Source organism: Ferrovibrio sp. GW821-FHT12D07 (genome assembly GCF_058807275.1).
On record NZ_JBXAQN010000001.1, the window covers coordinates 793272 to 806426 of the forward strand.

13 protein-coding genes are annotated in these 13155 nt (G+C 64.8%); 6 read left to right on the forward strand and 7 right to left on the reverse strand.

Annotation, left to right across the window (positions count from 1 at the left end):
- Position 1: 1 nt before the first annotated feature.
- Positions 2-1456, forward strand: a complete 1455-nt coding sequence (locus AC1RRE_RS04095; RefSeq protein WP_492979816.1) for a M48 family metalloprotease — start codon at positions 2-4, stop codon at positions 1454-1456.
- Positions 1457-1459: 3 nt separating this feature from the next.
- Here AC1RRE_RS04095 and AC1RRE_RS04100 read toward each other — a convergent pair whose 3' ends face one another.
- From AC1RRE_RS04100 to AC1RRE_RS04130, 7 genes are all read right to left on the reverse strand, one after another.
- Positions 1460-2392 carry an RNA polymerase factor sigma-32 gene (locus AC1RRE_RS04100; protein ID WP_492979817.1) on the reverse strand — a complete coding sequence of 311 codons (933 nt, stop codon included), beginning with the start codon at positions 2390-2392 and terminating at the stop codon, positions 1460-1462.
- 78 nt (positions 2393-2470) lie between these two features.
- Entirely contained in the window at positions 2471-3073 is a 603-nt protein-coding gene (locus AC1RRE_RS04105) for a PAS domain-containing protein (protein WP_492979818.1), read from the reverse strand.
- 67 nt (positions 3074-3140) lie between these two features.
- Positions 3141-4007: a hypothetical protein gene (locus AC1RRE_RS04110; RefSeq protein WP_492979819.1), complete on the reverse strand. Its 867-nt coding sequence runs from the start codon at positions 4005-4007 to the stop codon at positions 3141-3143.
- Between the two features lie 154 nt (positions 4008-4161).
- Positions 4162-4680: a CarD family transcriptional regulator gene (locus AC1RRE_RS04115; protein WP_492981331.1), complete on the reverse strand. Its 519-nt coding sequence runs from the start codon at positions 4678-4680 to the stop codon at positions 4162-4164.
- 841 nt (positions 4681-5521) lie between these two features.
- Positions 5522-5863 (reverse strand): ferredoxin FdxA, encoded by a 342-nt coding sequence (gene fdxA, locus AC1RRE_RS04120; protein ID WP_492979820.1) that lies wholly within the window; start codon positions 5861-5863, stop codon positions 5522-5524.
- Positions 5864-6027: 164 nt separating this feature from the next.
- Positions 6028-6309, reverse strand: a complete 282-nt coding sequence (locus AC1RRE_RS04125; RefSeq protein ID WP_492979821.1) for an RNA-binding S4 domain-containing protein — start codon at positions 6307-6309, stop codon at positions 6028-6030.
- A gap of 44 nt (positions 6310-6353) precedes the next feature.
- Entirely contained in the window at positions 6354-7484 is a 1131-nt protein-coding gene (locus AC1RRE_RS04130; protein ID WP_492979822.1) for a carboxylate-amine ligase, read from the reverse strand.
- 182 nt (positions 7485-7666) lie between these two features.
- Between AC1RRE_RS04130 and AC1RRE_RS04135 the strand changes: the two genes are divergently transcribed.
- The 5 genes from AC1RRE_RS04135 to AC1RRE_RS04155 all read left to right on the forward strand — a co-directional run bounded on the left by AC1RRE_RS04135 (position 7667) and on the right by AC1RRE_RS04155 (position 13144).
- Entirely contained in the window at positions 7667-9958 is a 2292-nt protein-coding gene (locus AC1RRE_RS04135; protein ID WP_492979823.1) for a fused MFS/spermidine synthase, read from the forward strand.
- Between the two features lie 96 nt (positions 9959-10054).
- On the forward strand, positions 10055-10795 hold the full coding sequence (locus AC1RRE_RS04140; protein ID WP_492979824.1) for an SDR family NAD(P)-dependent oxidoreductase: 741 nt from the start codon (positions 10055-10057) through the stop codon (positions 10793-10795).
- 112 nt (positions 10796-10907) lie between these two features.
- Complete coding sequence (gene coaBC / locus AC1RRE_RS04145; protein WP_492979825.1) at positions 10908-12203, forward strand: bifunctional phosphopantothenoylcysteine decarboxylase/phosphopantothenate--cysteine ligase CoaBC; 1296 nt, start codon at positions 10908-10910, stop codon at positions 12201-12203.
- Positions 12203-12688 carry a dUTP diphosphatase gene (gene dut, locus AC1RRE_RS04150; protein ID WP_492979826.1) on the forward strand — a complete coding sequence of 162 codons (486 nt, stop codon included), beginning with the start codon at positions 12203-12205 and terminating at the stop codon, positions 12686-12688. The genes coaBC and dut overlap by 1 nt, the downstream gene beginning before the upstream one ends.
- Positions 12689-12691: 3 nt before the next feature.
- Complete coding sequence (locus AC1RRE_RS04155; protein ID WP_492979827.1) at positions 12692-13144, forward strand: RrF2 family transcriptional regulator; 453 nt, start codon at positions 12692-12694, stop codon at positions 13142-13144.
- Positions 13145-13155: the final 11 nt, after the last annotated feature.

A 13155-nucleotide genomic window follows, 5' to 3' on the forward strand; every position in this document is an offset into this window, starting at 1 on the left:
CATGCATCATTTCATCCTCGCTCTCACCGCCATTGTCGCGCTCGGTGCAGCCGCGCCTGCACCGGCACAGATTTTCATGTCACCCGAGGATGCCAAGAAGCTGGGTACCCAGGAGCATCCGAAAATCCTCAAGGAGTTCGGCGGTGTCTACGAGGATCCCAATATCGGTGCCTATGTCGCCGGCATCGCGGGGCGGATTGCGGGCCAGTCGGGCCAGCCGGCCTCGAGTTTCACCTTCACGGTGCTGAATTCGCCGGTCGTCAATGCCTTCGCGCTGCCCGGCGGCTATGTCTACATCACGCGCGGCACGCTCGGCCTTGCCAACAACGAGGCGGAAGCCGCCGGCGTGCTGGGTCATGAAATCGGCCATGTGATCGCGCAGCATTCGGAAAAGCGTTACGACAAATCGATCTTCACCAATCTGGGCGTCGCCGGTGCCTCCATTCTCGGTTCGATCTTCCTCGGCTCGGGCGCGGGCGATCTGATTGGCCAGGCCGGTCAGGTCGGGGGTGGCGCGTATCTCGCCAGCTTCAGCCGCGAGAACGAACTGGAAGCCGATACGCTGGGCGTGAAGATGCTGGCGCGCGTCGGTTATGCACCCGATGCGCAAGCGGCTTTCCTGCAATCGCTCAGCAACTACAGCGGCCTGGAAAGCAAGAAGGCAGGCCAGGCCGGCAAGGATCGCATGAACGATCTGTTCGCCACCCATCCCGGTGGGCCGCAGCGCGTGAAGGAAGCGATGGCGGCGGCGAAAGAGTATCCCAACAGCCCGGTCTATCGCCGTGACGAGTATCTGGATCGCATCGACGGCATGATCTACGGCGACGATCCGAAGGAAGGCGTGGTGCGTGGCAATACCTTCACGCATCCCGACCTGCGGCTCAGCTTCTCGGTTCCCAACGGCTGGCGCATCGCCAATACCAGCAATGCAGTGGTGGCCATCGGGTCGGGCGGTCGCCTGCAGTTCGATATCGAAGGCGACAAGAAAAAGGTGCAGGCTTCGCGCAACGCGCTGGATTACATGACCCGCATCTGGGTGCCGAACCTGCGGTTGAGCAATGCGCAGGCGACCACGGTCAATGGCATGCCGGCAGCGACGGGTTCGGCTCGCATCCAGCAGAAGAGCGGCTCGGTTGATGCCCGCTTCTATGCCGTTGGTTTTCCGACCGATGACATCCTGCGCTTCGTCATCATGGCGCCGGCCGGCAGCCTGGGAAAAATCGAGCAGGCCGCGATCAGCAGCATCAATACGCTCAGGCATCTGAGCGAGTCAGAGGCCAAGGCGACCAAGCCGGTGCGGCTGAAGGTGGTGAGGGTCGGCAGCGGCGATACGGTGGAGAATTACGCCAAGAGCGCGCCGCTGGGGCAGTATGCGGTCGAGGAACTGCGCCTGTTGAATGCCCTGGGCCCCAACGAGCAGCCCAAGCCGGGTGAGCGCTTCAAGACAGTCGAATAAGGCTTACTGCGGCACGCCGCGAAAGGCGTGCTGCAGGTGCGGACTGTCGCCGAGCTGCCGGCGCAGGCGCGACAGCGCCTGGTTCTCGAGCTGGCGCACGCGTTCTTTTGAAATGCCCATATGCGCGCCGATCCGCTCCAGCGTGATCGTGTGATCGGTGAAGAAGCGTGCTTCCAGGATGCGACGTTCGCGTTCAGGTAGCGCGGCCAGCGCCTCGCCCAGCCAGCGGCGCTTCAGCGCGGCATCGCGGCGGGTGATCGATATCGCTTCGGGATCGGGACGGTCGTCCACCAACAGGTCCTGCCAGCTGCTTTCGCCATCCTCGCCGATCACGGCATTCAGAGAGCGGTCGCTTGCCGCGAGCCGGCTTTCCATATGCACGATGTCGCCCTCGCTGATCTTGAGCTGCCGCGCCAGACGGCTGCGGCCTTCGGCGGTCAGCGTTTCGCGGCCGCCCTGCTCGATGCGGGCGCGCAGGCGGCGCAGGTTGAAGAACAGTGATTTATGCGCAGCCGTCGTGCCGGTGCGCACGATCGACCAGTTGCGCAGCACGAAATCCTGGATGGCGGCGCGGATCCACCAGCCGGCATAGGTGGAGAAGCGCACGGCGCGCGACGGCTCGAACCGGTTGGCCGCCTGCAGCAGGCCGAGATTGCCTTCCTGGATCAGATCACCCATCGGCAGGCCGTAATGGCGGAAGCGCACGGCGGCCGCGATCACCAGCCGCATATGCGGCGCGACCAGGCGCTGCATGGCGGTGTGATCGCCTTGCTCGCGCCAGCGCTGGGCCAGGCTGATTTCCTCGTCCACGCTTAGCAGCGGCAGCCGCATCGCATGCCGCACGAAGGCGCGGTCGCCGGACTCGGTGCTGCGGCTGGTGCCGCTCCTGACAGAATGGCGGGTCGTACTGGCGGCGGAAACGCTGTCTGGTGTCATGGCAGCCTCGCGAGGTCTGCCCTTTCTACGTCGGCCACAGACGGCCGGATCACCGGAATCCCGGCGATAAAGCGCTCGTTACTGAAGCGGGATGCCCTGGCTTTGCTGCACCGGCGGACGCCAGGGGCCGGCGATGTTGCAGGCCAGGAAACGGGCGATCCCGCCATCTGCGCCGGCCAGCGGCAGGGCGATGCGCTGCCAGGATTCCACCGCCACATGGGGCGGCGGGAAATGATGGGTAAAGAAGGGCTTCTTCTGCAGCCAGGCAGCGCGGTAGAGCGCGCGGAAAAACACCGACACGTAATTGCCGCCATCGATTTCGGAAATGCGCCGGCCGGTCATGTCGCGGCCATAGGTCTCGGCCACCTTGGTGCCATAGACGCGGAAGCGGCCGTCCCAGCCGTCATCCAGCACATCGATCAGCACCACATGGCCCAACGCCGGCTTCAGGTCGAACGGCGACACCGCCTCGGCCAGCGGCACTTCCGTCTGGCCCTGTTCGCGCAGGCGATCCCAATATTCGATTATAAAGCGCATCGGTGCGCTCTCGGTAACCGCTGTGGTTGGGGACCAGATCAGGCTTTCAAGCCGCGCCTCATGGGCGGCGAAATAGGCTTTCAGATCCGGTTGCCGGTCTGCCAGCAGCAGATCGACCAGCTGCTCCATGGCGGGCGAAGACATGCGCGCATGGTAGCGGCGTCGGGGGGGCGTGCAACCGTCAAAGGGTTACCAGAGGCGGAAATCCGCCTCAGATCGCAAAACTTTCAATGACCGCGCCATCCAGGGAGAAGCAGGCGACGTTGAGCGGGCCGCCGAATCCGGCGCCGCCGTCCAGACAGCAGGTAAAGGCGTCCAGATGGGCGCCTTCGCCGCGCGGGTTGCCGCCGCTGATCACCCGCCGGAAGCCGGCATAGGGTTGGCTCAAGGCCCGGAAGCCCGGCGATCCCCACCACAGATGATCGGCCTGGGCCGGCAGCGGCACGGTCGGATCGATGCCGGCATGCACGAACAGCAGCTCGCCGCCCTTCGTATATGCCGCCCGGCGGAAGGCGCCGAACAGGTCGTCATGGCCGGGATGTTTGCGGATTGCAGCCCGGAGCGAATTGGTCCAGCGGCTGATGCCCAGCGCACCCTCGCGCAGGATGCCCGACACCTGGCGCGGATCGACGCCATAGCCGCGCAGCACCGGCTCCAGCCCGTGACGCAGCATCCAGTCGAATACCTCGCCCGGTCCGGGCGCGAACTGGATCTGCAAAAGCTTGCGCCACATCTCTTCCTGCGCGCCGCGCAGATAGGCGATGTCTTCGGGGATGGCGCCCGGCATGCAGAGGAAGTCGCGGCGGAAGCTCAACAGTTCGTCCAGCGTCTCCACCACGGCACCGCCATGGCCGATCATGTTGCCGAGATAGACGAGGCGGTCGCCGGGCAGCAGCCGGGCCGCCAGTTCGTTATGGGCCTCGCGCAGCTTGGCGGCTTCGGCATGGATGGCGGCAATGGCCCAGACGCGACGCGCCTGGCCCAGCACGGCAAAGGCTTCGGTGCCGGAGGCAGCGGGCTGCGTCACCGCGGGCGCGGCTTTTGGTGTGGGTTGCGTGCTGAGATGCGGCGCGGACAAAAGCGATTCCGAATCGGCCAATGAAAAACGGGTCCGGCAACCGAGGCTACCGGACCCGACTCGTAAAGCGAAGTCAAAACAGCAACGAAAAGACGAAAAGCCCCGTGACCTTTTCGCGCCGGCCTGAATGACCGCCAGTCTGAAGAGGAACCTGTCAGGCGACCTTCAGAATCTTTTCCAGCTTCTTCACGGCTGAATCCTCGTCGATGCGCTCGACGGCGGCCAGCTCGCGGATCAGGCGGTCCATGGCGGATTCATAAATCTGCCGCTCGGAATAGCTCTGGTCGGGCTGGCCGGCATTGCGATGCAGGTCGCGCACGACTTCGGCGATCGAGACCGGATCGCCGGAATTGATCTTGGCCTCGTATTCCTGGGCGCGGCGGCTCCACATGGCGCGCTTGATGCGGGCGCGACCCTTCAGGGTATCCAGTGCGGTGCGCATCTTCTGCGGCGAACTGAGCTTGCGGATGCCGACCGAGTTCACCTTGGTCAGCGGCACGCGCACAGTCATCTTGTCGCGCTCGAATTCCACCACCATCAGGTCCAGCTCGAAGCCGGCGATCATCTGGCGCTCGATGCGCAGAATCTTGCCCACGCCATGGGTCGGATAGACCACATGGTCGCCGGCGGCGAAGTCGACCTTCACCTTCGACGGCACCGGTTTCAGCGGCATCATCTTGTTGGACTGCGGCGGCTGCTTGGGCTCGGCGCTGGCCGGACGCACCGGCTGCGGCAGCGGACGTGTCGGCGGCGCAGACACCGCCATCACCCGGACCGGACCGGTCGGCTTGGGCGGCGCGACGGGCGCGGCGGCAGCCTTGCCCTTGCCACCCTTGACGGGCACGGCAGGCGCCGCAGCTTTCGCGGCGGGCTTGGTTTCGGCCTTCTTGGGCGCAGGCGCGGGGGCCTTGGCGGCGGACTTCGCCGGCGCGGCCGCCTTCGGTGCCGGCTTCACGGGCGCGACAGGCTTCTTGGCCGGCGCGGCCTTGGGTGCAGGCTTCGGCGCGGGCTTGGCCTTGGCCACCGGCTTGACCGGGGCTTTCGCCTTCACCGGCTGTTTCTTGACGCTGGCGGCCTTGGCGGCCGGCTTGCCCGCTTTCGCGGGCGCAGCCTTCGCAGTCGTCTTCTTTTTCACTGGGGCCTTGGTCACTGAACCACCCTCGCTAGATCTCATAACAATCCGAACCCGCGGCGGCCCCCGAACCGAATACGCTTCCGTCAGGCCCGCGAGGGTCCTTGCGAATACTTAGCGTTGGTCGAAACCCGATACGCGAACGCAACCCAAAGCTGTAAAGTGCCTTCCTCACCAAGACACTCATGCAGTCCGGAAGCCGTTCGTCCGGCCGCCTATGTTTGGCAACCGTGGTTATTGTTCCGTTACGAATATACCACAGCGCAGGCCCGAATGACAGCGCGGATAGGGTCTTACGGGCAGTTCAGGTTGCCCGCGCCAGTGGAAAAGGCCTGATTTTTCGCGCTGAAGCCGCCGGGCGGCTTCCGGGACGGACCGGCGTTTACTTATTGCCGGCGCCGGGGTTCGGGCTGAAATGCTCTTTGAACTTGTTCTCGACGCCCTTCCAGGCATCGGCATCGGCGGGGGCGTCACCCTTGCGCGTGATGTTGGGCCACTGGGCGGCATACTCCCGGTTCATCTCGACCCACTGCTCGGCCCGGCTGTCGGTATCGGGCAGGATGGCCTCGGCGGGGCATTCCGGTTCGCAGACGCCGCAGTCGATGCATTCATCGGGATTGATGACCAGCATGTTCTCGCCGACATAGAAGCAGTCGACGGGGCAAACCTCGACGCAGTCCATGTACTTGCACTTGATGCAACTCTCATTCACGACGTAGGTCATCGGCGGAACCCTGAGGGAAGCTGGTTGGTCTCGAAATACGCGGGCCGCTTAATATGGGGCAGCGGCGGCGCGTCGGGTAGCATAGGCACTCGCCACGGTCAATTGTTCGTATACTAACGATAGTCCGTCAACCGAATTCTGCTGCTGAATCAGCCCTCCAAATTCTACGGAATGAGTTCGTAGGTTGCCTGCGCTTCGGGCGCCGGTCCGCGCCGTTGTGGCAGATGCAGCACCTTCACGACTTTCACGGCATCCGGCAGCGGCAGGGTGACGACATCGTTCACCCGCACCAGGGCATGCGGCTTGTCGACCGCGCGGCCGTTGATGCGGATGCGGCCCTTGCTGGCCAGCTTCTGCGCGATCGCCCGCGTCTTGCAGAAGCGGGTGAGCCACAGCCATTTGTCCAGCCGTAGGGCATCGGGTGACTCAGTGTCGTGGTCGGTCATGCGGCGCGACTATAGCGCGGGCGGATCGCCGATCCAGAGGCAGGCTATGCCGCGACCGCCGTGGTCGTCTCCGACAGCCAGCCGATCACCTGCCGCAGCGCCTCGATGCGCGTGGCACCATCGCCGCGCGCCTGGCGATACAGCGTCATCTGCTGTGCCGCCGATGTGCCGCGCGTGAGGATGGTGCGCGCATGCTGCACTTCCTTCACGCAGTCCAGGGCCTCGGCATCCTCGGCGATCAATGTCAGCAGGTTGTCGATCACATCGGCAAACGGCACCAGCCGCTTTTCATTGAAGTCGATCAGGCCTTCGGTGGTACCGTAACGTTGGGCGCGCCAGCGGTTTTCCTCGATCAGCAGGCGTGTATGGTTGCGCCAGATGCCATTCAGCTCTGGCACGCGCTGCAGCGCGCGGATCAGGCAGCGATAGAGCGCGGCGATGCATAGCGTGTCTTCCATATGCGTGCAGGAATCGCCGATGCGCAGTTCCAGCGTGGGGAAACGCACGCTCGGGCGGATCGCCCACCACACGTGACTGGCGTCTTCAATGACGCCGGCCGTCACCATGGTGTCGATCAGCTCGTTGTAGTCGGCCAGGTTGACGAAAAAATCCGGAATGCCGGTGCGCGGCAGTTCGTCATAGGCGGCGAGGCGATAGCCCATCAGGCCGGTCGGCCGCTTGCGCCAGAAGGGCGACGAGGTGCTGAGCGCCAGCAGCGTGGGCAGAAAGGGCAGCACGCGGTTCATGATGTCGATGCGCACATGCGGGTCGGTGACCTCGACATGGATATGCATGCCGCACATCATGTTGCGCATGGCGAGAAATTTCAGGTCGTTGGCCAGCTTGGCATAGCGCGGCTTGTCGGTCGGCGTCTGCTCGGACCATTCCGCCATCGGATGCGTGCCGGCGGCAAACACCTGCAGGCCGAATTCGGCGCAGGTCTGCTTCAGCGCGCTGCGATACTGGGTCAGGTACTGACGGGCGTCCTGCAGCGACTGGCAGACCGGAGTCACGACTTCAATCTGCGACTGCAGCAGCTCAGGCGTCACCTGCTCGCCCAGCAGGCCGCGGGCGCGACGGATCAGCGCCTTGGGCATCCGCGAGATGGCATTCTTGCTGTCTTGCTCGGCCAGGAAATACTCTTCTTCGATGCCGAGGGTGTAAGCGGCGCTCATACGCGCTCCTTGTTCTTGCACTAGGTTGTGATCAGGCGGACGGGTCTGCTAAACGCCCCAGAGTGCAAAAAATCCCCGAAGACTGCCGCGCTGCAGCAACGGATTGCGGCGGCTTTGTGGCATTTGTGCTGGCTCTCGCCCGCACCGACCTTGTAAAAACGAGGGCAGGCGGGGAGATAAAAATGCTGCAGGCCATGGTGGGCGTGGATACGCGACGTGCGACTTTTCTGGCGCTTTGCGCGGCCTTCTTTTTGTCCGGCTTTGCCGCCCTGATCGACCAGATCGTCTGGCAGCGCATGCTGGGGCTGTTCGCCGGTTCCGATGCGGTCACTGCCGCGCTGGTGGTCGGCGCTTTCCTGCTGGGTCTCGGACTGGGCAGTCTCGCATCTGGCGCTGTCACAGATCGGCTGGGCATGCGCACGGCGCTGATCGGCTTCGTGCTCTGCGAGATCGGCATCGGGCTGTTTGGCCTGGCCAGCCGCGCCTTCATCTATGATTTTGTCGTGCAGGTGGTTGGCCCGCTGGTGCCGCATCGCTGGGGCATCTTCGCCGTCTGCTTCGCCGGCATCCTGATTCCCACCATGCTGATGGGCGCGTCGCTGCCGCTCTTGGCCAAGGCCGCCGTGCATTCGCTCGATGATGCTGCCGCTCGCATCGGCTGGCTCTATGGCCTCAACACTTTGGGCGCGGGCCTGGGTGCGCTGCTCGGCGGCTGGTGGCTGATCGGCACGCTGGGCTATGAGAACTCTTTACGCGTCGCCGCCGCTTTCAACCTGGTGGCGGCGCTGATCGGCCTGCTGCTGTGGCGTGGCGAGACTGTTGCGGCGCCGAAGCCGCGTGATGTCATGGCGCCGGCAACGGCCGCCACCGGCTTCGGCTTCGCCACCTGGGCGATCCTGGTCTTCGTGTCGGGCTTCGCCATCGTCGCGCTGGAAATCCTGTGGGTGCGCGTCGCCGGCGTGATCGCGCAATACACCGCCTACAGCTTCGCCACCATCCTCGGCAGCTTCCTGCTCGCCGATGGCCTTGGCATGGTGATCGGCGCGGTCTGGCTTAAAAAACTGAAAGACACGCGCGCCGCCTTCTTTGCCGTGCAGGCCTTCGCCACGCTCTATGCGCTGGCGTCGATCTACGGCGTCTATGCGCTGGCCGGCGCCGACTGGTGGGAAAGCCTGCTGGCAGCCGAGACCACGCGTCATTACGGCTGGCCGCTCGCCATCGCGCTGCTTGTCACCGTGCTGCTGGTGGCGCCGCCGTCCTTGCTGCTCGGGATTTCCTTCCCGCTGGCGCAGCAGGCCGTGCAGACCGATCTCAGCCGTCTGGGCTGGCGTGTTGCGGCTGTGCAAGTGGCGAATATCCTTGGCAACGCGGCCGGCAGTCTCGCCACCGGCCTCGCGGCGCTGCACTGGCTCGGCACGGCCGGCACGTTGAAGCTGGTGGCCTTGCTGGCCGTGGCGCTGCTGCTCTACTGGAGCTATGCCGCCTGGCGCGAACAGCAGTCGAGCGCCTGGCGCGGTGCGGCCTCGCTCGCGGCCGTGCTCACCGTTGTGGTGGCGCTGTTCCCGGGCAATGCGCAATTCTGGGGCCGCCTGCATCAGGCAGCCGAGCATCACGAGATTCTGGTGGCCGAGGATCGCTCAGGTCTTGCGTTGTTCCGGCTCAGCGACGACGGCAGTGCCAGTCCCTTCTTCATCCAGGGCTTCACCCAGTCGAAATGGCCGTTCCTGGTGGAGCACGCCTTCCTTGGCGCGGTCGGACCTTTGCTGCATCCCGCACCGGAAGAGGTGCTGGTGATCGGATCGGGCAGCGGCGGCACGCCGTTTGCGGCCGGCGTCAATCCGGCGACACAGCGCGTGCGCGTGGTCGAACTGGTCGGGCCGGTATTCCAGGTGCTGCGTGATTTCGCGGTGCGCGAGCCCACCTCCGCCATCGCCAGCCTGTTGAAAGACCCGCGCTACGAATTCGTCGTCGGTGACGGCCGCCGCGCCATCTTTGCCGCCGACCGGCGCTACGACGTAATCCAGGCCGATGCGATCCTGCCGGAATCCTCGCATAGCGGATTGCTGTATTCGCAGGAATTCATGCAGCTGGTGCTGGCCGCGCTGGATGACGACGGCATCTATGTGCAATGGGGGCCGACCGAGCGCAGCGTCGCGACTTTCTCCACTGTTTTCCCGCATGTGGCGATGCTGCAGCCTTTCCCGGTGCTGATCGGCTCGCGCCAGCCGCTGCATCTGGACCATGCGCGGCTGGACAAGCTGTTCGCGCTGGCCGAGACGCGACGGCATTTCGCCCTGGCCGGCATTGATACCGCCGCGGCCGACCGGCTGTTCCGCGATGCCATCCTCACGCCGGCGGCGCCTTCTGTGGCGGGACAGCGCATGCTGAATGCCGACCTGTTCCCGCGTGATGAATATTACATCAACAACCGCCTGGGCGCGGCGACGGTGACGCCGGCGAAACCGGGGACCTGACACCTGTCAGGGCACGCGGGAATCAAGCGCTGAATTCGTGGTCTCCCGTTGCGCCGCCGCTGGCGCCTGCGAAACCGTTGCGATAGCCTTCCCGCCATGACGGACCGCCAACGCACACTCATTCTCACCGGCGCCAGCCGTGGCATCGGACATGCCACCGTGAAGCGCTTCTCGGCCGCCGGCTGGCGCGTCTTCACCGTCTCGCGGCAGCCCTTCTCCGAGCATTGCCCCTGGGAGGGTGGTGCCGAGAGCCATGTCGAGATGGACCTCAACGACATCGACGCACTGCCCAAGCAGATCGAAGCGCTGAAAAAGCGCCTGCCCGACGGCAAGCTGGATGCGCTGGTCAACAATGCCGCCATCTCACCCAAGGGCCCCGGCGGTTCGCGGCTCGGCGTGCTGGACACCGATTTCAAGACGATGCTGCATGTCTACAACGTCAACCTGTTCTCGGTGGCGATGCTGGCGCGCGGCTTCTTCCCCGAGCTGAAGGCGACGCAGGGCTCGATCGTCAATGTCACGTCTATCGCCGGCGGTCGTGTGCATCCCTTCGCCGGCATGGCCTATGCGACCTCGAAGGCGGCGCTCGCAGCCCTTACCCGCGAGATGGCCGGTGAATTCGGGCCGCATAACGTGCGGGTGAATGCCATCGCTCCGGGCGAGATCGACACCGCGATCCTGTCGCCGGGCACCGACGAGATCGTGCGCCGGGACATCCCGATGCACCGGCTGGGCAAGCCGGAAGAGGTGGCCTCGACCATCTATTTCCTCTGCACCCAGACCTCGTCCTACGTGAACGGCGCCGAAATTCACATTAACGGCGGCCAGCACGTCTAAAAGTCCGGCCAGGACTTGTTATTTAAAATCCGGTGGATTAGCCTGAAGCACATCCCGGCCGCGTGATTTCAGGCCGGTTCCGTATGGTTTTTACTGGAAAACCGAGGAAACCGTGCTCAAGGGCAAACGTATTCTGCTGGTCATTTCAGGCGGAATCGCTGCGTACAAGGCGCTGGAGCTGATCCGTCGCCTGCGCGAGCGGGGCGCCAGCGTGCGCTGTGCCATGACCCGCGCTGCCGAGCAGTTCGTCACCCCCCTCAGTGTGTCTTCGCTCAGCGGCGAGAAGGTCTCCATCGATCTCTTCTCGCTGACCGACGAAGCCGAGATGGGCCATATTGAACTGTCGCGCGATGCCGATCTCGTCGTGGTCGCACCGGCCACCGCCAATATTCTCGCGCGCATGGCCAGTGGTCTGGCCGACGACATGGCCACCACGCTGCTGCTCGCCACCGACAAGCCGGTGCTCGCCGCGCCGGCGATGAATGTGCGCATGTGGTATCACCCGGCCACCCAGCGCAATGTCGAGCAACTGAAGACAGACGGCGTCGCTTTCGTCGGGCCGAATGACGGCGAGATGGCCTGCGGCGAATTCGGTCCCGGCCGCATGGCCGAGCCGCTGGAGATCGTCGCCGCCATCGAGGCGCAGTTCGGCAAGCCGTATCCGAAGCATCTCGGCCTGGTGAAGCCGGCATCGCAGACCGTGTCGCCGCTGAAGCAGGACCTGAAAGGCCGCAAGGCCATCGTGACATCCGGTCCGACGCATGAAGCCATCGATCCAGTGCGCTACATCGCCAACCGCTCATCGGGCAAACAGGGCCACGCGATTGCGGCGGCGCTCGCCGCGCGCGGCGCAGACGTGACGCTCGTAACTGGCCCTGTCTCGCTGCCTGATCCGCCGGGTGTGAAGACCGTGCATGTGGAAGCAGCACGCGACATGTTCTCGGCCTGCTTCCTCGACCTTCCTGTTGATATTTTCGTTGCCGCCGCCGCCGTCGCCGACTGGCGCGTAGCAGTGGAGGCGCCGCAGAAGCTGAAGAAAAGCGGCGATCTGCCGCCCGCGCTGAAGCTGGCCGAAAACCCTGACATCCTGCGCGCCATCGCCACCACCGACAAGAAGCGCCGTCCGGCGCTGGTGGTCGGTTTTGCCGCCGAGACCGAAACCGTCGTCGCCCATGCGCAGAAGAAGCTGGCCGGCAAGGGTTGCGACTGGATCGTCGCCAACGATGTCTCGGAAGGCACCGGCACCTTTGGCGGTGACAGCAACACCGTGCATCTGGTGACCACCGGCGGCGTCGAAGATTGGCCGCGGCTGACCAAGTCCGAGGTGGCGGCCCGTCTGGCCGAGCGCATCGCACAGCATTTCGCCGATCCGAAATCGAAGCCCGTCCTCGTGAAGAAAGGTTCGTGATGACCCGTCCCATTCCCCTGCATGTGCCGATCAAGCAGTTGCCGCATGCACAGGGCCTGCCGCTGCCGGCTTATGCCACGGAAGATGCCGCGGGCCTTGATCTGCTGGCCGCCGTTGCCGACCCGGTGACGCTGCAGCCGGGTGAACGCAAGCTGGTGCCGACCGGCATCAGCATCGCGGTGCCGCCGGGTTTCGAGGCGCAGGTGCGTCCGCGCTCAGGGCTGGCGCTCAAGCAGGGCGTCACGGTGCTGAATTCGCCGGGCACGGTCGATGCCGATTATCGCGGCGAGGTCGGCGTCATCCTGATCAATCACGGTGATAAGCCTTTCGTGGTCAATCGCGGCGAGCGCATCGCCCAGATGGTGATCGCCGCCTACAGCCGCGCCGAATGGGTTGCGGTGGCCGAACTGCCCGAGACGCAGCGCGGCGCCGGCGGGTTCGGTTCGACGGGTGTCGCCACACCGAAGACAGCAGCAGGAGAGTAAGCCATGTTGAAATGCACGCGGCGCACCATGCATGCGCTGGAAGCGGTGGTGGATATCGCCTTTCATGCGCGTCCCGAACCGGTGCAGTCCAAGGATATCGCCGGCCGCCAGAATGTGCCGCAGCGCTATCTGGAACAGGTGATGCAGCATCTGGTGCGTAACGGCATCCTCAAGGGCGTGCGTGGTCCGCGCGGTGGCTATACGCTGGCGCGCGAACGTCGCCGCATCACGGTGGGCGAGGTGGTGCGCATCGTGTCCGAGCTGGATGCCGAGGGCGAGGAGGATTTCATCGCCGGTTCCGAGCTGGGCAAGCGCACGGTGCAGCCGATCTGGGAGGAATGCCAGCTGGCGATCCTGGCCCGTATCGACACCATCACGCTGGAAGACCTGTGCAACCGCGCCGAGACCAGCGGTTTCGCGGCGGCGCTGGAAGGCGCCGACAACTTCGCCATCTGATAAACAACCGT

Coding starts and splice junctions, on each gene's coding strand:
- AC1RRE_RS04100 (WP_492979817.1), bottom strand. CDS start 2,392: ATGACACCAGACAGCGTTTCCGCCGCCAGTACGACCCGCCATTCTGTC.
- AC1RRE_RS04135 (WP_492979823.1), top strand. CDS start 7,667: ATGCTGCAGGCCATGGTGGGCGTGGATACGCGACGTGCGACTTTTCTG.
- AC1RRE_RS04105 (WP_492979818.1), bottom strand. CDS start 3,073: ATGTCTTCGCCCGCCATGGAGCAGCTGGTCGATCTGCTGCTGGCAGAC.
- AC1RRE_RS04155 (WP_492979827.1), top strand. CDS start 12,692: ATGTTGAAATGCACGCGGCGCACCATGCATGCGCTGGAAGCGGTGGTG.
- AC1RRE_RS04095 (WP_492979816.1), top strand. CDS start 2: ATGCATCATTTCATCCTCGCTCTCACCGCCATTGTCGCGCTCGGTGCA.
- AC1RRE_RS04115 (WP_492981331.1), bottom strand. CDS start 4,680: ATGCCGCTGAAACCGGTGCCGTCGAAGGTGAAGGTCGACTTCGCCGCC.
- fdxA (WP_492979820.1), bottom strand. CDS start 5,863: ATGACCTACGTCGTGAATGAGAGTTGCATCAAGTGCAAGTACATGGAC.
- dut (WP_492979826.1), top strand. CDS start 12,203: ATGACCCGTCCCATTCCCCTGCATGTGCCGATCAAGCAGTTGCCGCAT.
- AC1RRE_RS04140 (WP_492979824.1), top strand. CDS start 10,055: ATGACGGACCGCCAACGCACACTCATTCTCACCGGCGCCAGCCGTGGC.
- AC1RRE_RS04130 (WP_492979822.1), bottom strand. CDS start 7,484: ATGAGCGCCGCTTACACCCTCGGCATCGAAGAAGAGTATTTCCTGGCC.
- AC1RRE_RS04125 (WP_492979821.1), bottom strand. CDS start 6,309: ATGACCGACCACGACACTGAGTCACCCGATGCCCTACGGCTGGACAAA.